Source organism: Paracoccus sp. JM45 (genome assembly GCF_003590715.1).
Taxonomy (GTDB): Bacteria; Pseudomonadota; Alphaproteobacteria; order Rhodobacterales; family Rhodobacteraceae; genus Paracoccus.
The window spans coordinates 1-21,832 of record NZ_QQVY01000017.1; the positions used below are offsets into that span (position 1 = coordinate 1).

A 21,832-nucleotide genomic window follows, 5' to 3' on the forward strand; every position below is an offset into this window, starting at 1 on the left:
CGGAGCGAACTTTACCACCCAGCGGTTTAGCGTCGCATGATCGACATTAATACCACGCTCAAGCATAATCTCTTCGAGATCACGATAGGAAACGGCATAGCGGACGTAGAAGAAGACCGCGTGCAAAATGACAGCTTTCGGATAATGGACACCTTTGAAATCAATCATCACTCTGCCAAATTAGTCTGCCAAATCTTGGCGAAGGAATGCTGAATTCGCAGCAGAAGCGAAAGACCGAAAACTTTGCGACACTACTCTCTGGAGTGGAATGGTCCTGCTAGTACCAGTTAATGCTCCGGTTCATGTCAGCGTAGCCCTCCCGCTAGTGAAGCGGAGGTCGGGATAAGCGGCGTCACCGTTGCTTGGAAATCGTGATAGAGATCCTCGCGCGTGGGATAGACGATGCCGCTGAGATGACCAGAGGCGTTGACCTCGTGCCGCCAGCCGCCCGCGTCATAGTCGATCAACCGGTCCGCAATGAAGTCCCAGGCCTTGCGATAGATCGCCTCGAACCGTGGCTCATTGGTGCGGCGGTACAGCATCAGGGCGGTATTCGCCAGCTCGGCCTGCACCCAATAGGCGCGCATGGAAACCGAGACCGTCCCGTCAAAGCCGACGGTATAGACCATCCCAGGCTGACCGTCCGGTGCCCATCCCAATTCGACCGACCTGTCGAACAGGGCCACGGCATCCGTCAGCGGCCAATCCATCGCCGGACGCCCGGCCTTTTCGCAGGCGGCCTCAACCTTCAGCAGCAGGCCCGCCCATTCGGCGTGATGGCCGGGCGTCAGGCCATAGGGGCGCGTGTCATCGGCGGGTTGGTCCGCGCCATAATCGGGCAACAGCGTCCAGTCCGGGGCGAAATGTTCTGGCAGCAGGCCGTCATGCGCTGCCGGAATGTCGTGACCAAAGCGACGTGCCAGCGCGATCGCGCGGTCCAGCCAGCGCGGATCGCCGGTGGCGTCCGACAGGGCCAGACAGGCCTCGGTCGTGTGCATGTTGCAATTGGCCCCGCGATAGGCCTCGGGATCGGACCAATCGGCGGCGAAGGACGGCTGCATTACCTTTTCTGAGGCGATCCAGAAATGCCGGTCGATGATATCCGTGGCGGCCTGCATCAACTCCTGCCCCCGCGGCAGGCCCGCCATCGTCGCCGAGGCCCCGGCAAGGGCCATGAAGGCGTGCAGATACGCCTTCTTGCGCGACGGACCGCTGGCGTCTTCGAACCATCCCCCTGCTGCGTGATCGCGCAGGGGCCCGTCCAGCAGCGCCGCAATGCCGTGACCTGCCAAGGCGGATGCGCCGGGAATGCCCATCAGCGTGGCAAGACTGTAGCAATGCACCTTACGCGCGGTGACGATGCCCTGCGGCACCTTGTCGACCAGCAGGCCATCGTTGCCCAAGGTGGCAAAGCCTCTGGGAACGCGGGCGCGGGCGTAATGGCGCAGAAGGCGGCGTCCCTCGGTGCGCAGCCATTCGCGATGATCCCGACGGTCGGCCCAAGCGGCGGAGGCGCGGGATGCGGCGTGCAGATCATCCATTGGCGATCATGCCTCCGTTCACATGAAGGGTCTGGCCGGTCACGAAGCTGCTGTCCTGACAGGCCAGAAAGACATAGGCCGGACCCAGTTCCCGCGGCTGGCCGAGACGGCCCATGGGCGAGGACATCTCTTTCAGCATTTTCTTGTCGAAATTCTTGAAGACCAGCTGGATTTCGGTGGCCACAGGTCCCGGCGCGACTTGGTTCACGCGGATGCCACGGTCCAGCAGATCCAGCGCCAGCGCGCGGGTATAGCCGACGATGGCACCCTTGGTGGCGGTATAGGGCACCAGCGCGGCATTGCCGACATAGGCGTTGACCGAGGTGGTGTTAATGATGCTGGCACCTTCGGACATATGGTCCAGCGCGGCGCGGGTGGTGTGGAAGATGCCGTTCATGTTGACATCGAAATGCTTCTGCCAGTCCGCGTCCGAGATCTCGGACTGGTTGTGATAGGGTTTCTGCATGCCCGCGTTGTTGACCAGCACGTCAATGCCGCCCCATGCCTCGACGACGGCGGCGACGGTGGCGGCGCAATCGGCGGGCGTTCCAGTGTCACCTTGAAGGATCAGGGCTTCGGCGCCTTCGGCCTCGATGCCGCTGCGGGTCTCCTCGGCGCTCTCGGCGTCTTCGTGATAGAGAATGGCGACGCGTGCGCCTTCGCGGGCCATGTGCAGCGCCACGGCACGTCCGATGCCGCTGTCGCCGCCAGTGATCAGCACGCGTTTCCCCGTCAGCTTGCCGGCGCCCTTATAGGCATCGGTGATATATTCCACGGGCGGCAAAAGGTCGTCGAGTTCTTCGCTCATCATGGTCTCCTTGCGATACGACCGTCGGGGCCGTCGATCAATTTCCGCAACACGTCGCGGCGTGTTTGCGGGGTTCCAACGAGTGATTTGTGGCCAAGGTTCCTAAAAAATTCTATCCGTTGGATTTGAAACCGATTGAATTGCCACGTTAATTCCACGATGCTGAATATTCATCTTGCCGAAGGTTCGCCATGATCCAATCCGTGTCGCGCGCACTCCATCTTCTTGAAATTCTGGCCCGATCCGGTGGATCGGCTCGGCTGAAGGAAATTTCCGAAACCGCCGTGCTGACGGTGCCCACGACGCACAACCTGCTGAACACGCTGGTGGCGCTTGGCTATGTCCGGCGGCGGGGGGGGGATACGCGCTATCACTTGGGCGACCGCATCCTAAACATCGCGCGGGTGGCGGGCAACGACGCGCAATTGCGCGAACGCCTGCGTCCCGTGCTGGAGGCGATGTACGAGGCTACGTCCGAGACGGTCTTCCTGGCGGTCCCCTCGGGGGATGATATCTATTTTCTGGACGCCATCGAAAGCCACCAGTTGCTGCATGTCGCGGGCCAGCCGGGCGAGCGGGTGTCGATGACCGGATCGGCCATCGGCCAGCTGTTCCTGGCGCATAACGCCTCGCTGCGGGCCCGGACCTATGTGCCCCCAGACATCCAGCATGAACTGGACCGGATCGCACGCGACGGCTATGCCACCGATCACGAACAGGTCTTCGCGGGCATCAGCGCCGTCGCCGTCCCCTGGATCGAAGACGGAGAGATGCTGGCCGGTTTCGGCGTGGCGGCGCCCGGCAACCGCCTGACCCCGGATCGCTTTCCAAAGCTGGCAGCCGAAATGCACAACATCATATCGTCTCATCGCTGAAAGAAATCAGACCGGCATAGGTATTTGATTCTACGGTTTGATGGTGCGATCCGTGTTCTGGAAAGGGCGAGACCGCGGGAACAGGGCTCTTTGTGGAAGCGCCACGACCACTCATGCTGTTGCAGAGGCCCCATCCGCTCAGTCGAGAGGTGGTCGCAGGAATTCGGACCGGTCGCTAAGCTCTGGCGATTGACGAAGGACTGATCTGCATGACGAAACGGAAGCGCTATTTGGCGGAGTTCAAGGCGAAGGTGGCTCTTGAAGCCATTCGCGAGGAACTGACGACAGCTGAACTGGCCAAGAAGTATGACATCCACCCCACTATGATCACGGGCTGGAAGAGAACCGCAATCGGGAACATGGTCTCGGCCTTTGGCAGTGGTGCGCCCGCCGCACCGCAGATTTCTGCGGGTGAGGTCGAAAAGCTGCATGCCAAGATCGGTCAGTTGGTTGTGGAACGCGATTTTTTGTCCGCAGCCTCCAGTCTCATTCTCGGCACTGAAGGCAAGAAGCGGTGAAGCAGGATCACCCCGATCTCAGCGTCCGGCGGCAGTGCTGCCTGTTGTCACTGGCGCGCTCTGGTCTTTATTACCAGCCGCGCGGTGAAAGCGCCGAGAACTTGAAGTTCATGACCATCATCGACCGGCAGTTCCTCGAGACGCCGTGGTATGGCTCGCGGTAAATGGCTCGTTACATGCAACGCGAGGGGCATCGGTGCGGGCGCCATCGGGTTCGTCGGCAGATGAAGCTCGTGCGGCTTGTGCCGATCTATCAGGAGCCGAAGACCAGCCAGAAGCACCCGGAACACAAGATTTATCCTTACCTTCTCAGGGGCCTGGCCATCACCCGCCCCAATCAGGTCTGATGCACCGACATCAGCTACATTCCCATGCGCCAAGGTTCTCTTTATCTGGTGGCGATCATGGACTGGCACAGCCGCAAGGTGCTCAGCTGGCGGCTGTCGAACTCCATGGACGCGAGCTTCTGCGTTGAAGCCCTGAAGGAGGCGCTGGCCCGATATGGCACGCCCGAGATATTCAGCAGTGACCAAGGATCGCAATTCACCAGCACCGCGTTCACCCAGGTTCTGCTCGACGCCAAAGTGAATATCTCCATGGATGGGCGTGGCCGCTGGATTGGCAACCCGATGATCGAAAGGCTATGGCGTTCCCTCAAATACGAATGCGTCTACCTGAACGCCTTTGAGACCGGTTCCGAGGCCCGCAGGGGGATCGGCGCCTGGATCAGCTACTACAACGAAAAACGTCCACACTCATCGCACGGGTTGCTGACGCCAACAGAAGCCTATGATACTGCCAACCCGAACCTGAAAGCCGCCGCCTGACATGAAACCCATGCCAGAGCTTAGCGAGGCGGCAAACTGGTCGAAAATCCCGAACCACCTCTAACCTCAGCAATATCAACGTAAAAGTAGCCGATGGGATAAGCTTTGAACGCCTTCTTCACATGCTTGTCGCCGGTGACTTCGGGTAGTCGGCTGATATCATGCCGTTGGAGACAACGGTGTAGTGACGATCGTGTCAGATGTGGAATGCTCGGCTGGAGCGCACAGAGGCAATTGTCGAGTGGCAGCAGCGTATAGCGCCGGAACGCGACGATGATTGCCTCTTCATCAATCGTCATAACTATGGATCTGGCAGTCCTTGGACCGGTCGGCCGATCCGCAACAGAAGTCCGCTTGCGCCATTTGGCGACCATCTTCTGATTGATGCTGTAACGCGTCGAAAGCGTCTTCAGGCTTTATTTACTACTCTGTATTGCTCGACGGATTGCCTCAGTCATCGTGGCGCTGCCGTGAAGAATTTGGCCCATAATGCGTCCTTCCATTCTAAGGAAAACAGTGCACCATCAAAGTCCGGGATCAAACACCTAGCGATCAAAAATGTAACTGACAAGAAATGTGACTTTCCCTTTAATGGCTATCTTGGGGCGCGCGACGTACCAAGCGGCAGTTGCTTCTGAAAATTAGCAACGAATTCAGATCACAGCCCGCGGCGATCGTATGACGCCGCGGGGCCTCGAAAGTATATTTACTGGGAGATTAACACGCCGCAGATCATCCGGTCGCCGGCATCGCCCGAGGGCTGCGAAACGAGGTCGTCGGCCTGCGCGTGCAGCATGAATGCCGTTCCGTCATCGTCCATAACCAGATCGGTCGAAAGTTCGGGCACGAAATACTCGACCGTAATGGCGTTACTTGCGGGGACATGGATGTTCGGCAGATCGCCGATATGGGGACCGTTCTGGGACAGAATGCCGTGTTCTTCTCCCTCGCGAGCCAGATGGCCGCCGGCACTTTTAAAGTCGGGACCTTCGCAGAGACCCGTTTCATGCAGATGTGCCCCATAGATACCTTCCGGCACATCCTGCAGCTGGATCTTGATGTGCATATAACCCGATGGTGTCGAAGCTGCGGTAACCTGACCGCGGGGATCTCCCTCACCGTTCGAAAGGTCGGCGATCATCGTTGAAGCGGCGTGCTGCATGTCGTGATCACCATCGCCATGACCGGCGTCTTGTGCAACAACAGGGGTTGCGGCCAGCAGGGTAACAAGAATGGTGCTTGCCAGTCTGGACATCGGATTATCCTTTAATCGAAATATATTGTCAGGGGATAACCGCAGTGGTGGTCCGATGTTCCGGTCCTATGTGCATATTTGTAAATTCCCCTGGCCGCAGGATTGATGCGACCAGAGGGCTTCGTCACGAACCTAGCTTAGATATTTTTCGAACCAGCCAAGCGTGCGCTCCCACGCCAGATCGGCCTTAGCTTCGTCATAACGTGGCGTGCTGTCGTTGTGGAAGCCGTGGTTGGCCCCATCATAGATATGGCCTTCATAAACCTTGTCATTTGCCTTCAAGGCTTCTTCGAAAGCAGGCCACCCTTCGTTGATCCGTTCGTCCAGTTCACCCATCTGAAGCATCAACGGGGCTTCGATCTTGGCGACATCCTCGGCCGATGGCTGACGGCCATAGAAGGACACGCCCGCGCCCATTTCAGGATAGGCCACTGCAATCGCGTTTACGACTCCGCCGCCATAACAAAAGCCGACCGCGCCGACTTTGCCGGTGCTGTCTTCGCGCGCTAGCAGATGTTCGAAACCGGCAAAGAAATCGTTCATCAATTCGGTGCCATCGACAGTTGCCTGCAAATCACGGCCATCATTGTCATTGCCGGGATAACCACCAACCGAGGTAAGGCCGTCAGGCGCCAGCGCCATGAAACCTGCCTTTGCCAGACGGCGGGCAACATCCTCGATATAGGGGTTCAGGCCGCGGTTTTCGTGAATGACAAGAACGGCGGGCAAAGGACCTTCGGCTTCAGCGGGACGAACCAGATATCCGCGCACATCCCCCGTTCCGTTCGGCGAAGGGTATGTGATGTAATCAGCGTGGATGTCAGGATCATTGAACGATACCTGTTCGGCCAACGCATAATCCGGGCTAAGGATTTTCAGCAAAGCAACAGCCGTCATGCCTCCGACAGCGAATTTTCCGGCACGTTCCAAAAAATCACGCTTCGAGATTTTTCCATGGGCATAGAAATCATAAAGATCAAGCAAGCCTTGATCGAAATCCTTGGCAGTCATGCGGGTCATCGAGTTACCTCCGAATAGGGGGGCCACCAAATGGCCCCCGATTTATGGCCCTGCGGATGCAAGATTGCGGCAGCTTAGGACAAGTTTCAAATGTTGCACCCTGCTAAATGACCCTATGGGCGGCTTCGAACGCAATTGTGAGAATTCTTCGTTCGCCCAATCGAACTATGCTGTTCATCGCCACGCCAGGTCAGGTCATTCCACAAGTCAGGAATGATCATCGCTCGTCCTTCACATCAGATAGGATATTGAAGCAATGGAACCACCGTATGTTTAAATCTGAATATTAATCTCACGTTCGTATGCAAATTGTTAAAGGCTAAAACGGTGTTTCCTTCTGAATGATGAATTGACCAAAAGCAGCTGGTGTTTCTTAAGTTTTCAGTCTCGGTACCGGTATCTAGTGGATCGGATTTGGGATGAATCTGTCTGGCTCGGATGTACAGAACTTGCAGATGTATTCGTAAGACGTGAGGCCGCCGAGCGCCTTGAGCCGGCGCGCGAAATTGCAGGCGACTATGAAGTCCGCCAGATGGGTGTGAAGCAGACTGTGGTCGTCGTGATGTAAGCGTTTGACGGTCGCGTCCTTGGCCGTGCGGTTCATCCGCTCGACTTGGCCATTCATCCAAAAGTGCTTCAATTCCGTCAGCCTGTGCCAGATTTCATTTTCTCTGCACACGTGGTCGAAGATGTGCGCGAAGGCGCTCGTTTCGCAGCTTCGATTTGCAAACTTGACGCCTCTCGCCATTGTATTTTGGACCAATAGCATTCCAATGAATCGATCGGTCAGCACTGTGTGCAGCCGGTAAGGAAGGGCAGCGATCAGATCGCGCAAGAACCGAGCGGCAGCCATCTTCCCCGCCTTTTCGGAGAGCTGCGTGAAGGCGAATTTGCGCGTTCGGTCAATGCCGACGAACAGGTGGAGCCAATCGTCGGGACAACAGTCCACTGGACTGTTGTCTGTCCCTCCCCATACTTCCGCAGTCTGCACCTCGGCAATGTCGACATGGAGGGAGCCGATGGGAGAGCGTGTGAAGCCCTGCTGCTTCAGCTTGTCGCCCTCCACGCTAGGCAGCCGGGAAATTCCATGGCGCTGCAGGCACCGATGCAATGCCGGGCGCGTCAGATGCGGGATGGATGGCTGCAGGGCATAGAGGCAAGGGCAGCGCCGTCCGGCGGCAGAACCGTATGTCGTCTGAAGTCGACAGCCATCGGCTTCTCAGCCTCGGCAGAACCGTGGAGCGCGGCTCCTTTGGCCCTGTCCTGAGATCCCCGCCGGCTTGGCGCTTCCGCCACTTCGCCACCGTCTTCGGATTGATGCCGGGTTCCCGGCTCTGCGTTGCGAGCGAAGCTTGGACCAATGGCGGGGCCAGCCCTCATTATTGCAGCTCCGACGGCGTTCGTGATCATGGCGCTCCCGTGACGGACCCGGCACATTATGCGTCCTTCCGTTCCTGAGAAAAGATCACATCATCAAAGTCCGGAACTAGGGCCCGTGGACATTCATCTTGCAGCGATCAGGGCTGCAGCTAGGTTCCAATTGGCGGTGTAGCTGCAATCGGTCTTGTCATAGCGTGTTGCTATACCTCGGAATTCCTTGATCTTTGCGAAGTAGTTTTCAACCATATGGCGCCACTTGTAAGCGTCTGCGTCGTAGTTACGCTGTTGCTTTCGGTTTGATTTCGGTGGGATCACGGCGCATGCCCCATGTGCATCCAGTTCTTCCAGAAGCCAGTTCGCGTCAAACGCTTTGTCTGCCAGAAGAGCCCCGAAGGGAACGTTACGGATCAGAGGCGCGACGCCTTTTGTGTCATGTGCCTGCCCGGGCAATAATAGGAAACGGATCAGATTGCCGAGCGCATCCACAAGCGCGACGATGTTAGTCGTCAGGCCGCCACGCGAGCGTCCGATGGCCTGAGCCTGAGTCCCCCTTTTGCGCCGGTTGCCTTTTGGTGAACCTGAACGATGGTGCCGTCGATGAGGGCATATTCAAGGTCGGGGTCACCACTCATGGCTATGAAAAGGCTCTCGAAAACCCCTGCTTTCGCCCATCTGCGGAAGCGGCGGAACTGGCTGTTCCAGTTGCCGAAGGCGGGCGGCAGATCGCGCCATGGAGACCCGGTGCGAACGCGCCAGAACACCGCTTCCAGAAACAGACGGTTATCATTTGCCGTCGCCCCCGCGTCGCTGGTTTTTCCCGGCAAATGCGGCTCAAGCCGCCGCCACACACGATCCGTCACCACAAAGCGCTGCTCGTTCATCCCAACCTCCGTTTGGGAGATTTGAATCAGAAATCAAAATCTATGGAAAGTATGATTGTCCACGGGCCCTAGAAAGCTTTCGATTTGATCGGACGGGACAAATAACCATTTGTATATTAAGGCGTCAAATACAAAGCCAATAAAGGGTGATCATGACTGATAGAATGACCTCTGCTGATCACAATGTGGATCGCCAACTTGCCGGTTTCCGACCGGTGAACGCAACGCCGATTTCAGATAGCGCGCATCAAAAGCGGATTGCATCGCTGCAGGCACAGATCGGCATCAGCGGTCTGGCGGCAGTTTGGTTGGATGCGTCATCCTCGTTGACGTATTTTACTGGATTGTCGCTTGGGCAGTCCGAACGTATCCACGGCGCTTTGATTATGGCAGATGGTCCGCCGGTCTATGTTACACCGGTGTTCGAGGCCCCCAAGCTGAACAGCATGATGCGTTTGCCGGGCCCTTTGTTGATGTGGGAAGAACATGAAGACCCTTTCGCCCTGATTGCCGGACATGTCGCGCAATATAAGGGGCGCGGGCTGGGCTTGGACCCTGCGACCCTTTTCCGTTTTGCATCCCGTCTGACGCACGAAATGCAGGGGAATGTCGTGTTGGCGGAAGATATGATTAGCGGGCTTCGCCAAATCAAATCAGCCGAAGAAATCACTATTATCCAGACCGCCATGAATGCCAGCTGGCAGGTCCAGAAAGCCGTCCATGCCCATTTGCGCACAGGCATTACAACCACCGAAGTTTGCAGTTTCGTCGACGAAGCCCATATCGCGCTTGGCTTGAAGCCTCTTTTTGTTGCTGTCCAGTTCGGAGAAGCGACTGCATATCCGCATGGTGTCCCCTATCCGCAGACCCTGAAGCAGGGCGATATGGTTCTGGTCGATATGGGGGGCACGTTGCACGGCTATCAGTCCGACATCACCCGAACCTACGTCTTCGGCGATCCCTCGCCGCGTCAACGGCAGCTGTGGCAGGCTGAACATGATGCCCATCGCGCGGCTTTTGATGCGGCGCAACTTGGTGTCAGTTGCGAGGATGTGGACGCGGCGGCCCGTGCATCGCTTGCTGCAGCAAGTTTTGGTCCGGGATATGATGTTCCCGGATTGCCGCATCGCACCGGCCACGGTCTGGGGCTTGATATCCACGAGGCTCCCTATATCGTTCAAGGAAACAGTACTCGGTTGCAAACCGGCATGTGTTTTTCGGTCGAGCCGATGCTCTGCGTCTATGGCGAATGCGGCGTCCGGTTGGAGGATATTGCTTATATGACCGATACCGGCCCGCGATGGTTCAGCCGGCCTTCTGCCAGTCTGGACAAACCCTTCGGGTAAGGGCTGGGGATCGGTCCGGACGGGGGTGTCAATCTTGGGATGTCAGCCGGTCCAGCGCGGCGCGCAGGGCCGCAACCTTTGTAATATCCGTAGTTTTTGCGCCAGCTGGTTGAAAGCCGAAGTATTCGACATTCGGATCGACGGGTGGCGGGCAGGATGAACTGCAGGACGCGTGAACTTCGGATAGGGGTAGGGTTGTGGCCAACTGCCCGATATTTGCGGCAGAAAGGCCACCGCCGGGCATTATGACAACGCCAGCCGCGGCTTTCTGCATTGCGACCAGCCTGTCCGCCCCTTCCAGTGCCGTTCGCGCGCCGCCAGAAGACAGCACACGCCTTATGCCCAGATCACGGCACAGGGCGAGCGCCTTGAAAGGATCAGGTGTCAGGTCCACAGCGCGGTGCAGCGTGATGTGCATTCCTTTTGAAGCATCGACCAGCTTCCCCAAGACAACCGCATCCAGTTGCCCGTCCGGCTTTGACGCGCCGATCACAACGCCAGCAAGACCGGCATCGCGAGCAGCCTTGATGTCGGCCAGCTGGATGTCCAATTCGGACGGGGACCAGACAAAATCACCGGCACGGGGACGGATCATTGCCAATACGGGCAGGGGACCACGGGCAGCGATCTGCATAAGACCGGCAGATGGCGTCAGACCGCCAAGCGCCAAGGCAGAGCACAGCTCCAGCCTTTGGGCGCCGCCTGCCGTGGCCGCGATTATCCCCGCGGCATCATCGACACAAATTTCCAGCGTGATCATTATATTCGTCTTTCCAATACGACCAACAGCCCGGCCCCCAGAACACCGGCGACACCGCCAAGGACCGCGGCCGTTCCATAGCCGCCGATCGCCGTTCCAAGGGCGAAGACCATCGATCCAAGCCCTGCGCCCAAAAACATATTGACCGCAATCAGCGATGCCGACAGTCCGGGGCGGTCGCGGATCAGATCCAGCAGATAGCTGATCGGCAGTGAAATGATCCCCGCCGCAGCAATTCCTGCAATAACGCTGGCCATATAGACATGCCAAGGCGCCGATGCCCCCGCGATGGCCAGCAGGTATCCCAGATACAGGACTGCAGATACCGCCAGCGCAATCGTCAGATGCATATGGCGCATGATAGCGGCCCAGATGACCATAAAGACCACCTCTAACAGCGCGACCATGCCGACCAGAAACCCGATGTCCGATGCCACTCCGTTCGCGCGCCCCGTTACGATCAGTGGCAGCACCATGGCATTGACGGTCAGCACTTGTGTAATCAATGCAACCCCTGCAATGCGCAGGACCATCCCGCGCGACAGCACACCCAAGAGATCTGGCAAAGCGGGAACGTGCTGTCGGACAGGCGCGGAAGTATCCGGCTTTAGACCCAAGGCGATGGTCAACATACAGCAGCCGGCAAAGGTCGCGGCAATCAGATAAGCGGTCATCATGCTGTCATGCCGCGCAAGGATCAACCCGACAATGCCGGGGACCAGAACCCATGACAGCGACACCATCATCCGCATCAGGGCATTGGCGATAGCAGCCTCGTCCGGGGCAAAACGTGCCGTCTGTGTGCGGACGTTGCCGAACAGCATGGAGTTGGTCGCATGGAACAGTGCCAGCGGAAAAATGGTGGCCAAAGCGAACGTCATCTGTGTAGGGTTCAACCAGATCAGCCCGTAACCGACTAGCCCGAATGCAGACACGAACACCAAAGGCTTGCGATAGCTTTGATACCGGTCCGACAGATACCCGCTGACCACGGCAATCAGCACATGCGCGACCGAGGCGGTAAAGCTGATCGCCGCATAGGCGCTGTCGGACAAGCCCAGTTCGCGGATCCCGATCACTGCCTGATAGGGTGATGTCGCGGCCCCCGCAAAACCGTAAAGAAAGATTGCCGCCGCTGACACGCGCACCACACTGTGGTCGCGCAGGATGGTGAACCACGCTGTCATCGGGCAGCCGGAAAACGGACCGAAACTTGTGGTTTTGGAGTAAAGCCCAACCGCTTTTCAAACGGCAGGGTGCCAGCGGGGCGGTGTTTGTTCGGCAGACTTAGAATGTCCTGATTGACCACGCCCTCGGTCAGGGCCATCAGGCTGGGTGCCGCCAACGGGGCCAGTTCGAGTGACAGATACCCCGATTTGACAACCAGCAACGCCACCGCCGCCGGATCCAGTCCCAGCTGCGTAAAATCGGCGACGTTGTGATAGGGGCGACGACGTGCTGACAGAACGACTGTAATGCCGTAAATCTGTACCACCGCCTGCCGGTCGGAACACTCCTTACCTTGATGTAATCCGATCACCCGTGCCTGAGAGATAACCGTCACGCCTGACGGATCCAGCGCTGCGCCGATGGTCAGGGGCAGCACGGCATTGATGCCGGCGCGAAAACACGCCTCGACCGCCCAAGGGTCGGCGATGCCTGCGACCAAGGCATCCTGCCAGTCGTAACGGATCAACGCGGCCAGCACATCCCCACGGTCCCCGACACCACCGCCGGTCGGATTGTCGCCGCTGTCGGCAAGGATCACCGGACGGGTTGTGGAATGACGGGCGATATCCAGCATTTGCTGCAGGGGGCCGGCCTGGGTTCCGAAATCAAAATCATGGCGGGCCGCCCAAAAATTCTGCGCGATTGCACGTCCTGCGGCCATGGCCGCCTTTTTGTCGGGACCGGTCACAACCACACAGGCTGTCGCACGGGGTTCATCTGCCCAGACATAGCCGATCATCAGATCCGCGCGCCACACGCCGTCCTGTTCGTATGCCGGCAGTCCAGCATAGAGGCTGCGGGCGGGTTCATCCTCGGTCGAGGATTTTTCGCCCGGCAGCAACAGCGGAACCGGCACTCTGATAACGCCGGGGCGGATGCCGGTTTGCAATGCCTGAAGCAGCATTCCGTAAGCCGCGGTCATCGTCCGCGTCACATCGATATGCGGGGCGGTGCGATAGGCTGCAAAGATATCGATTTGATCAATGATCCGGTCCGAGACATTGCCATGCAGGTCATAGCTGGTGGCAATCAGCATCTGTGGGCCGACCGCCTGACGTACGGCGCTGATCCAGTCGCCCTCGGCATCGAACATTCCTTCGACATGCATCGCGCCATGCATGGCCAGATAAACGGCATCAAAGGGTGCCGCGGCCTGCAATCGGTCCAGAAATTCCAATTTCAAACGATCATAGGTGGCCCGCGATAGCGGCCCCCCCGGCACGGCGCGTGCGTGCAACAAAGGGACAGCATCTGCCGCGAACCCGTCCAGAAAGGCGAAATAGGGGTCAGCCGTCAGGCTGGCCCCTCGCAGGACGCGAAAATCATCATCCTGCATCAGAACCGGCGAATAGGTTGAACATTCAGTGTGTATGCCACCAACCGCAATACGCATAAGACGCCTTTCAGGATAAATCAGGCATTTACTATAAAACGGGATGCAGACGGACCTGACGGGCGAAACGAAGCCAGTCCTTTTGTCCCGTGTGCGTCCAAGCTGCTTCGGCTACGGCGCCGAGGCGGGGGAAGACAAGATCATTGAACCATGCCGTTGTGGTATAATGTTCGCACCAGATACAGGCCTGAACCCCGCGCATCCGTGGGCGTAAATCATCAGGAAAATCGCCTTCGGCTTCATAGGCATAGGATTGTTCTGGGGTGACAGGCCCTGCCCAGCCCGCGCCGTTTTCAAGCCAGTCTTCCGATTGCACCATATCCAGATAATAGGCCTGTCCGGGTGTCATCACAACATCATAGCCGCGCTGCGCAAGCTCTATCCCGACTTGCGGATTTTCCCATGCCATGACCATCGTATCTTCTGGCGGTACACCGCCGCCATGCGCGATTTCATTCCAGCCGACCATAATCTTGCCACGCTGTGTCAGCATGTCCTTGATCTTGCGCAGGAACCAGCTTTGCAACTGAAACGTCCCTGACAGTCCCTGTTGTTCCATCAACCGCTGCGCCAAGGGCGAGGTTAGCCACGCGTTCGCCGACACCTCATCCCCGCCGATATGCAGATAGCGAGATGGGAAAATCCCGATGATTTCGTCGAAGACTGTCGCCAGCATATCGAATGTCGCTGGCACCGCAGGATTAAGGGCATTGTTGAAAAAACCCTGAACCGAATAATAGCTGTTTGCAGGTTCGTCCGGGTCCACCAGATCGGGCAGTGCAGCCAGCACCGAGGCCGCATGACCGGGGGTCTCGATTTCGGGCATGACCTCGATCCCCAGACCTGCGGCATGGGCAACGACATCGCGCATCTGGTCCTGCGTATAGAACTGATGGCTGGTGTCGGGTCCGTCGCCCAACTGGGGCAGCATATCGGGCAAAGCGGCCCCGCGTTTTGCCCCCGTGGCCGTTAACTGGGGATAGGCCATAATCTGCGCGCGCCAGCCTTCGTCATCGGTCAGATGCCAGTGGAACACATTCATCTTGTGCCACGCAAGAATGTCGAGGATGCGCTTGACCTCATCGACCGTCCAGAAATGCCGCGAAACATCCAGATGGCATCCCCGCCATGCATAGCGCGGGGCATCCTCGATGCGGCCCGTCGCCGGAAAGCGGTAATCATGTTCTGCAAAGGCCCCGTGCAGCATCTGGGCCAGCGCGATCAAGCCATAGCGCTGTCCCGTCGAGGTGGCCGCGGTCAGGGTCACAGTCTCTGCGAAATCCAGATGATAGCTTTCGTCGGCCAAGGCCGGGTCATGGGCGAAAGACAATGCACGGCTGCCAGGCGCCGCAGTCAGCTGGAAGACTTTGCGCGCGGCTGGAAACAGGCGGCTGTGCAAGGCATCGACCGACAGCATCAGGGCGCGGTCTGCGACCGACATGCCCGCCTGTGCATGTAACATCACGGGCGCATCGCCGGGCGTCGCCTTAATCGCGTTCGGCCATGGCAACAGTGCGAAAGGAAGGGTCAGGCATCCTTGCGGCAGGCGCGCGCGCGGCAGGGCAGGGGCCGCGCCACCTTGGGTCAGGTCACCAACCATCACCGGCAGTTTTTGCCCGTCAGCAAGCGTGATCCACGCGCTTTTGGCCGCATCATTGCGGTGGAATGGTGACCGGTTCAGGCCGGATGCCGAAAAAAACCAGCTGTCGCCGGATGCCAAGGGTGCGCGGTTGATGGGCGCGAATTCGTGGAAATTCGCATCGCGCTGCAACAGCGTCGCGCCGGTAAGCTGGTGATCGGGCATGATCCGCGTGATCGAGGTCAGTGACAGCGTGAAATCCGTCAGCGGTGCATCGGACAGGTTCGTCAAGGTCATTTGCCATGTGCCCGCAGGTGCAGGATCGGGCAGCCATGTATTTTCCAGAAAATATGTCATCTCTTTGCCTTGCTGAACGGATTTTATTGATAGTCTGCTGATTGGCTGAACGTTGTAGCCAACGCGGGAATGCCCGTTGTCAGGCCACAATCGACCGGCAGGCAAACCCCCGTGATTGCTGCTGCCAGATCCGATGCCAGAAAGCCGACAGCTTCGGCCACATCGTGGGGTTTCACGATACGGCCAAGGGCATAATGGCGGGCAGCCTCTTCAAAGACAGCGGGGTTTGCGGTGGCGCGGGCTTCCCATGCCTGGGTGCGTACGGTGCCGGGGGCGACAACATTGGCGCGCACGCCATGTTGCCCGTATTCCACCGCAATCAGATTGGTCAGATGGATCATCCCGGCCTTGGCCGCCGAATAGGCGGGGTGGCCGAACACCCCCATCCCGTTCACCGAGGCAATGTTGACGACTGATCCTTTTGACGCAATCAGCTGGTCGGCCACCGCCTTGAACATGATAAACGTCGCATCCAGATTTAGTGCGCGATCGGCTTGCCAGTCATCTAGTGACGTGGACTGAAGGCTGGCTGCACGCGCCGCACCGGCATTGTTGACCAGCGTGACCAGATCGCCCATGTCTGTCGTCTGCGTGGCCATTGCACCGCATGAGGCGGCATCAGTCACATCGACCTGCATCGCCACGAACCCTGCACCCAATTGATCGGCGGCCAGTTCGGCGGCAGGCAAGTCCAGATCCGCAAGGATGATGATATCATGGTCCTGCTTTAACCGCGCGGCAATCGCACGCCCGATATCGCCCGCACTGCCGGTAACAATGGCCAGTCTTGCCGCCATGATAGGTTCCTCCGACGGAATATAAGGATCGGGGCATGCGTCCGCCGTCACATGTCCCGCAGCGGCATCAGTCGCCAAGGATCTGGCTGTCATCGCCATCACGGTATTGGATCAACTGTTCCTTGATGCCGCGCAGAATACGGGTTGATCGGGGGCGGTCGGCATAGGCCACAAGATTTGCGATGATATCGACCACTGCCAGTGATGCATAACGCGTCGAGGTGGCACGGAAAATGTTCTTCCCCTCGGGCAGATCAAGCGCAATAACCACATCGGCCACCGCCGCCAACGGCGAATCCTTTTGCGTCAGCGCAATTGTGGAAATGCCGCGGTCGCGCAGCAGATCAAAGCAATGCACCAGTTCATGATTGCGACCGGTGAATGATGATCCGAAGACCACCGTTCCGGGTTCAGCTGCCGCCGCCAGCATCAGGTTCATACTGTGATCGCCCGAGGCAGCGATGCGGGCGCCCAACCGGAACAGGCGGTTCTGCATTTCATTGGCGATCATCGCCGAATTGCCACCCGACCCGAAGGCATAGATCATCTTTGCACCCGCAAGCAGGGCCACGGCCTGTTCGATCTTGGGCAGGTCCAGATTGCGGTGCATTTCGAACAGGGCGTTCTGGGCTTTGGTGACGATATCCTCGGCCACTTCCTCGGGGGTGGAGGTGACGGATTCAGGTTTCAGATACCGCAACCCGACGTAGGCGCTTTTGGCCAGCTGGACCTTGAAATCCGAAAACGACGCGCAGCCCAGACGTCGGCAGAACCGCGTCACTGTCGGCGGCGATACCCCCGCCCCCGTCGCGATGTCGGTAATAGATGCATTGGTGGCATAATTCACATCGGCCAGCACGAATTCGGCCAGTTTCTTTTCCAGAACCGACAAACGCCCGTCTTCATCCGAAAGCCCGACAATCAGATCGCTGGCCGAACCGGCACCTGCAGCCAGTGTAAAATCAGTGGGATTTGTCATGACGCTTCTTATTGCCTTCGCACCGCTATCCCTTTGCCACATCGCCATGTCATCGCATTGCTGCATAGATCATCACATCTGGCGTCAAGAAATTCATTTTCGTTATTTATGGTTATCCAGCCATATTCATCTGGATTTTTCTAGAGGTTTTCGCGCATTATTGAAATGAATTTCACAAGGCGATGAAAATATGACCAAACGCGATCCTTTCAAGAATCCTTTCGATGCGCAGGATGCCGACCGCTCGGCGATCTGGGACATGTTGGTGACGCGCGACATCAATGCTTTTGTGGCTGCGGATTGGGCGGCGGTGCAGGATGATTTTATCGCTGCTAATTTCACCGGCATCAGCGGGCATTTCCAAGCCGACCCGGACGGGTTCGATCTGGCCTATCCGACGTTGGAAGCCTATCGCGATGACTGGCTGGAACAGGCGCGGGATTTCGGCGCGCAGAATGCGGCGGGCGCTTATGCCGGTGATCCGCGCGACGGCATCTTTAACGCCACGCGTCTGGAACAGATCGAGATTGCCGGAGATACCGCGCTGGTACGCAAGAAATTTGACGGCGCCTTGCCGCGTACCGATGGCACCAGCGAACGCATGAACTGGCAGACGTTGTATTGGTGCCGCAAGGTTGACGGACGCTGGAAGATTTCGGGCTTTGTCGGTTACCTGCCCCATATTCAGGACGCCTAGTGATGGACGCCCCCGCAAAACGCATTTTCGTGGCGGCCATGGCGACCGAAACGAACACATTTTCGCCGATCAATATTGACCGGCGCGCGTTCGAGGATTCCTTTTACGCCCCCCCCGGTACCCATCCCGATACCCCGACATTGTGCACAGCGCCAATTCCCGTCGGGCGCAAGGTTTGTGCGGCGAAAGGCTGGACGTTGATCGAAGGCACTGCGACATGGGCCGATCCGGCCGGATTGGTTTCGGGTCTCACCCATACCGGCTTGCGGGATGAAATTATACAGCAGCTGCAAGCTGCGATGCCAGTCGATGCCGTGGTGCTGGGTTTGCACGGGGCCATGGTTGCGCAAGGCTGTATCGATCCCGAGGGGGATTTGCTGACGCGGGTGCGTGAAATTGTTGGCCCCGATGTGCTGGTTTGCGCCGAAATGGACCCGCATAGCCACTTGACCGCCAAGCGGGTTGCGGCAGCCGATTTCTTTGTGTTTTTCAAGGAATTTCCGCATACTGATTTTGTCGATCGTGCCGCCGACCTGTGGGCCATCGTCGTTGATACATTGGAGGGGCGCGTCAAACCGGTCATGTCCACATTCGACTGCCGGATGATCGACGTTTTTCCGACGTCCCGCCAGCCGATGCGGGGGTTCGTAGACCAGATGATGGCAATCGAGGCATCAGACCCCAAAGTGCTGTCCCTGTCAGCGGTTCATGGTTTTATGGCCGGTGATGTGCCGGAAATGGGCAGCCACATGGTCGCAGTGACCGATGGCGATGCGGCCTATGGAACTGAATTGGCAAAAAGCCTCGGCATGGAATTATTTTCCAATCGTGGGCGGCATATGATGCCGACACTGGATGAAGCTCGGGCTGTCAGGCAGGCCATGCAGGCCAAGAACGGCCCCGTCGTCGTTGCAGATATGTGGGATAACCCCGGTGGTGGCACTGCAGGGGATGCGACGGTCATCCTGAAACAGCTGATGGCCTGCGGCGCAACCGATGTTGCGGTGGGCACTATATGGGATCCTGTTGCGGTCAACCTTTGTCGCGCCGCTGGTGCGGGCGCGATATTCACCCTTAGGTTCGGCGCGAAATCCGCCCCCCTGACGGGCGAGCCTGTCGATGCGCCGGTCCGTGTCGTGACGGTGGTCGAGGATGCGGCCATGACCTTTGGCGAAAGCATCGCCCCTTTCGGCCCCGCAGCCCGGATTGCGCTGCTGGATGACAGGGGTGCGCCAACCGGTATTCAGGTTATTCTGAATACCGTACGGGCACAAAGCTATGACCCATCGCTGTTTACGGTCATGGGGCTGGACCCGTTGTCGCAAAAAATTCTTGTGATCAAATCGACGAACCACTTCTATGCGGCATTCCAGCCGATCGCATCGCAGATCCTGTATTGTTCGGCGGGCAAGCCCTATCCCAATGATCCGGCAACCAACCTCTATCGCAATGTCCGGCACGATATTTGGCCGCGCATTGCCGACCCTTTCGCGCAGGAGCAGTGATATGGATTTCCCATGGCCCAAAACCGGCACGCCGCTGAATGATGTGCTGACACCCGTTCCGGTCATCGACGAAGATCGCCTGACGGGCAATATCACCCGCGCACAGGATTACATGACACGTCATGGGCTGGCGTTCCGGCCCCATATCAAGACGCATAAGATTCCGCAGGTCGCGCGGCAGCAAACCGATGCCGGTGCCATCGGCATCAATTGCCAGAAACTATCCGAGGCCGAGGTCTTTGCCGATGCCGGTTTCGACGACATCCTGATCACCTATAATATTCTGGGGGCGGCGCGGTTGGCGCGGCTGGTGGCATTGAATGACCGCGTCACCACCTTGCGCGTTGTCGCCGACAGCGCCGAAACGGTTGCAGGCCTTTCGGCGGCTGTCGGGCAGGGTAAACCACTGGCGGTTCTGGTGGAATGCGACACCGGTGCCGGACGCTGCGGTGTTCAGAGCGTTGCGCAGGCCATCGCTTTGGCCCGGCACATTACTGCCAGTTCCGGTCTGGTTTTTGACGGGCTGCTGACCTATCCCCCCGTCGGCGGAGCGGCTGCGGTTGAGGCGTTCTTGCAAGCCGCAATGGCACAGCTGGCGGCCCTTGGTATTCCCTGTCCCGTGCGATCCAGCGGCGGTAGCCCCGATCTGTTTTCCGCACATCTGGTGCCAAGCGCAACCGAACACCGCGCGGGCACCTATGTCTATAACGACCGGTCCATGGTGCGGGCGGGGGAATGCGGGCCGGATGATCTGGCGATGAATGTTCTGACGACGGTTGTCTCTTGCCCGACGCCGACGCGCGCTGTGCTTGATGCGGGGTCCAAGGCGCTGACATCGGATCTGCTGGGGTTTAAAGATTATGGCATTATTCCGTCCTTGCCCGGTGCGCGTATCGTGTCGCTGTCCGAAGAACATGCCGTTGTCGATCTGACTGCTTGTACTGTTCCGGCCCCCGCTATCGGGACACAGCTGCGCGTGGTCCCCAACCATACCTGCGTGGTCACGAACCTGTTCGACCGTATTGTTTTCCATCGCGACGGTGTCGTGACGCGGGTTTTGCCTGTCGCGGCACGCGGGGCCGTCTGGTAATGATCCTGTGCTTTGATATCGGGGGAACGACCATCAAGGCGGCGCAGGCCACCAGCGTGACCGATGTGACCCTGATAGCGCGCATTCCGACGCCGATATATGATTTTACAGCCTTTGTCGGGGTGCTGGCCGATATTGTGGCGCAAGCACCCGTACCGCCACAAGCGCTTGCCTTTTCGATTGCGGGCGTTGTTGATCCCGATACCGGACGCGCCACCATGGCTAATATTCCCTGCCTGACGGGACGGAATCTGAAGGATGATTTGCAACAGGTATTGGGCTTGCCGGTGGTGCTGGCCAATGATGCCGATTGTTTTGCGCTGGCCGAATCTGCGACAGGTGCAGGGCAGGGCCATCACGTGGTTTTCGGCCTGATCCTTGGAACGGGGGTCGGCGGCGGCATTGTCGTGCGGGGCAGCCTGATCAACAGTGGCGGTTTTGCGGGCGAAATCGGCCACGGGCCTGTCGCGCAGCGGGTGATCGACCAGCCGCAAATCACCCTGCCGGCCTTCGCCTGCGGTTGCGGGCAAACCGGCTGCCTTGACGCCGTTTGTTCGGCCCGCGGCATCGAACGCCTTCACCGCCATCTTCATGGTGACCGGCCCTGCGACAGCCGCGACATTGTCGCGGCCTGGGAACGGGGTGATGTCGATGCCACAACCACAATTGACGTCTGGCTAGCGCTGCTGGCGGGTCCGCTGGCGATGGTCCAGAACGTGTTAGGGGCGGGGATCATCGCTGCGGGCGGCGGGCTGTCCACATCCGCCCCGTTGATTAATGCGCTGGACGCCGCGGTGCGCGACAGATGCCTGCGCCGCTTTGATCGACCATTGGTGGTGCCCGCCCGCTGCACCGTCGAACCTGGCCTGATCGGCGCAGCCCTTCTGGGGCTTCGGCATATCACTGCCCTTTTTGGGACAGAACTGCGAAAATAGAGGCACACGTGAAAACGAATTACACAGCTTGGGTTCTGCAAAAGAATTCAAGCGAAATT

Annotated in this window: 17 protein-coding genes and 4 pseudogenes; 7 read left to right on the forward strand and 14 right to left on the reverse strand. The window is 58.5% G+C overall.

Going from position 1 to position 21,832, the window contains the following annotated elements; all coding sequences use genetic code 11:
- From DWB67_RS14895 to DWB67_RS14905, 3 genes and pseudogenes are all read right to left on the reverse strand, one after another.
- Window positions 1-168: pseudogene (locus DWB67_RS14895) on the reverse strand (IS6 family transposase); the annotation flags it as partial.
- Window positions 169-305: 137 nt separating this feature from the next.
- Window positions 306-1,541, reverse strand: a complete 1,236-nt coding sequence (locus DWB67_RS14900; protein WP_119808385.1) for an AGE family epimerase/isomerase — start codon at window positions 1,539-1,541, stop codon at window positions 306-308.
- Complete coding sequence (locus DWB67_RS14905; RefSeq protein WP_119808386.1) at window positions 1,534-2,349, reverse strand: SDR family oxidoreductase; 816 nt, start codon at window positions 2,347-2,349, stop codon at window positions 1,534-1,536. Before DWB67_RS14905 ends, DWB67_RS14900 begins: the two co-directional genes overlap by 8 nt.
- Window positions 2,350-2,540: 191 nt before the next feature.
- Here DWB67_RS14905 and DWB67_RS14910 point away from each other — a divergent pair, with 191 nt between their 5' ends.
- Window positions 2,541-3,224: an IclR family transcriptional regulator gene (locus tag DWB67_RS14910; RefSeq protein ID WP_119808387.1), complete on the forward strand. Its 684-nt coding sequence runs from the start codon at window positions 2,541-2,543 to the stop codon at window positions 3,222-3,224.
- Between the two features lie 209 nt (window positions 3,225-3,433).
- Window positions 3,434-4,569: pseudogene (locus DWB67_RS14915) on the forward strand (IS3 family transposase).
- Window positions 4,570-4,616: 47 nt separating this feature from the next.
- Here DWB67_RS14915 and DWB67_RS14920 read toward each other — a convergent pair.
- From DWB67_RS14920 to DWB67_RS14940, 5 genes and pseudogenes are all read right to left on the reverse strand, one after another.
- Window positions 4,617-5,057, reverse strand: a pseudogene (locus DWB67_RS14920) (IS481 family transposase); the annotation flags it as partial.
- A gap of 218 nt (window positions 5,058-5,275) precedes the next feature.
- Window positions 5,276-5,824 (reverse strand): superoxide dismutase family protein, encoded by a 549-nt coding sequence (locus DWB67_RS14925; protein WP_255418699.1) that lies wholly within the window; start codon window positions 5,822-5,824, stop codon window positions 5,276-5,278.
- Window positions 5,825-5,956: 132 nt separating this feature from the next.
- Window positions 5,957-6,844 carry a YghX family hydrolase gene (gene yghX, locus DWB67_RS14930; protein ID WP_119808388.1) on the reverse strand — a complete coding sequence of 296 codons (888 nt, stop codon included), beginning with the start codon at window positions 6,842-6,844 and terminating at the stop codon, window positions 5,957-5,959.
- Between the two features lie 400 nt (window positions 6,845-7,244).
- Window positions 7,245-8,281 (reverse strand): annotated as a pseudogene (locus DWB67_RS14935) (IS481 family transposase).
- A gap of 66 nt (window positions 8,282-8,347) precedes the next feature.
- A protein-coding gene (locus tag DWB67_RS14940; RefSeq protein ID WP_119808389.1) for an IS5 family transposase occupies window positions 8,348-9,105 on the reverse strand; the annotation gives its coding sequence in 2 pieces (ribosomal slippage) (window positions 8,348-8,769 and window positions 8,769-9,105; 759 coding nt in all).
- A gap of 152 nt (window positions 9,106-9,257) precedes the next feature.
- Between DWB67_RS14940 and DWB67_RS14945 the strand changes: the two genes are divergently transcribed.
- Window positions 9,258-10,451: a Xaa-Pro peptidase family protein gene (locus DWB67_RS14945; protein WP_220475150.1), complete on the forward strand. Its 1,194-nt coding sequence runs from the start codon at window positions 9,258-9,260 to the stop codon at window positions 10,449-10,451.
- A 28-nt stretch (window positions 10,452-10,479) separates the two neighbouring features.
- Here the strand turns inward: DWB67_RS14945 and DWB67_RS14950 are convergent, their stop codons facing one another.
- The 6 genes from DWB67_RS14950 to DWB67_RS14975 form a co-directional block, all read right to left on the reverse strand.
- Window positions 10,480-11,211 (reverse strand): copper homeostasis protein CutC, encoded by a 732-nt coding sequence (locus DWB67_RS14950; protein WP_119808391.1) that lies wholly within the window; start codon window positions 11,209-11,211, stop codon window positions 10,480-10,482.
- Window positions 11,211-12,398, reverse strand: coding sequence for an MFS transporter (locus DWB67_RS14955; protein WP_119808392.1), 1,188 nt, complete (start codon window positions 12,396-12,398; stop codon window positions 11,211-11,213). The genes DWB67_RS14950 and DWB67_RS14955 overlap by 1 nt, the downstream gene beginning before the upstream one ends.
- Complete coding sequence (locus tag DWB67_RS14960) at window positions 12,395-13,834, reverse strand: M81 family metallopeptidase (protein WP_119808393.1); 1,440 nt, start codon at window positions 13,832-13,834, stop codon at window positions 12,395-12,397. Before DWB67_RS14960 ends, DWB67_RS14955 begins: the two co-directional genes overlap by 4 nt.
- Before the next feature lie 31 nt (window positions 13,835-13,865).
- Window positions 13,866-15,770, reverse strand: a complete 1,905-nt coding sequence (locus tag DWB67_RS14965) for a beta-N-acetylhexosaminidase (protein ID WP_119808394.1) — start codon at window positions 15,768-15,770, stop codon at window positions 13,866-13,868.
- A gap of 23 nt (window positions 15,771-15,793) precedes the next feature.
- The gene (locus DWB67_RS14970; RefSeq protein WP_119808416.1) at window positions 15,794-16,567 is read right to left on the reverse strand and encodes an SDR family oxidoreductase; all 774 of its coding nucleotides are present in this window, start codon (window positions 16,565-16,567) and stop codon (window positions 15,794-15,796) included.
- Between the two features lie 67 nt (window positions 16,568-16,634).
- The gene (locus tag DWB67_RS14975; RefSeq protein ID WP_119808395.1) at window positions 16,635-17,546 is read right to left on the reverse strand and encodes a MurR/RpiR family transcriptional regulator; all 912 of its coding nucleotides are present in this window, start codon (window positions 17,544-17,546) and stop codon (window positions 16,635-16,637) included.
- Between the two features lie 190 nt (window positions 17,547-17,736).
- On the opposite strand from DWB67_RS14975, the gene DWB67_RS14980 reads away from it, so the two are divergent.
- From DWB67_RS14980 to DWB67_RS14995, 4 genes are read left to right on the forward strand one after another with little or no spacing between them, the layout of a single operon-like run.
- The gene (locus DWB67_RS14980; protein ID WP_119808396.1) at window positions 17,737-18,243 is read left to right on the forward strand and encodes a hypothetical protein; all 507 of its coding nucleotides are present in this window, start codon (window positions 17,737-17,739) and stop codon (window positions 18,241-18,243) included.
- Between the two features lie 2 nt (window positions 18,244-18,245).
- Window positions 18,246-19,748 carry a M81 family metallopeptidase gene (locus tag DWB67_RS14985; RefSeq protein WP_119808397.1) on the forward strand — a complete coding sequence of 501 codons (1,503 nt, stop codon included), beginning with the start codon at window positions 18,246-18,248 and terminating at the stop codon, window positions 19,746-19,748.
- A 1-nt stretch (window position 19,749) separates the two neighbouring features.
- A complete protein-coding gene (locus DWB67_RS14990; RefSeq protein WP_119808398.1) occupies window positions 19,750-20,838 on the forward strand; it encodes a D-TA family PLP-dependent enzyme in 1,089 nt (362 codons plus the stop codon).
- The gene (locus tag DWB67_RS14995; RefSeq protein ID WP_119808399.1) at window positions 20,838-21,773 is read left to right on the forward strand and encodes an ROK family protein; all 936 of its coding nucleotides are present in this window, start codon (window positions 20,838-20,840) and stop codon (window positions 21,771-21,773) included. The genes DWB67_RS14990 and DWB67_RS14995 overlap by 1 nt, the downstream gene beginning before the upstream one ends.
- Window positions 21,774-21,832: the final 59 nt, after the last annotated feature.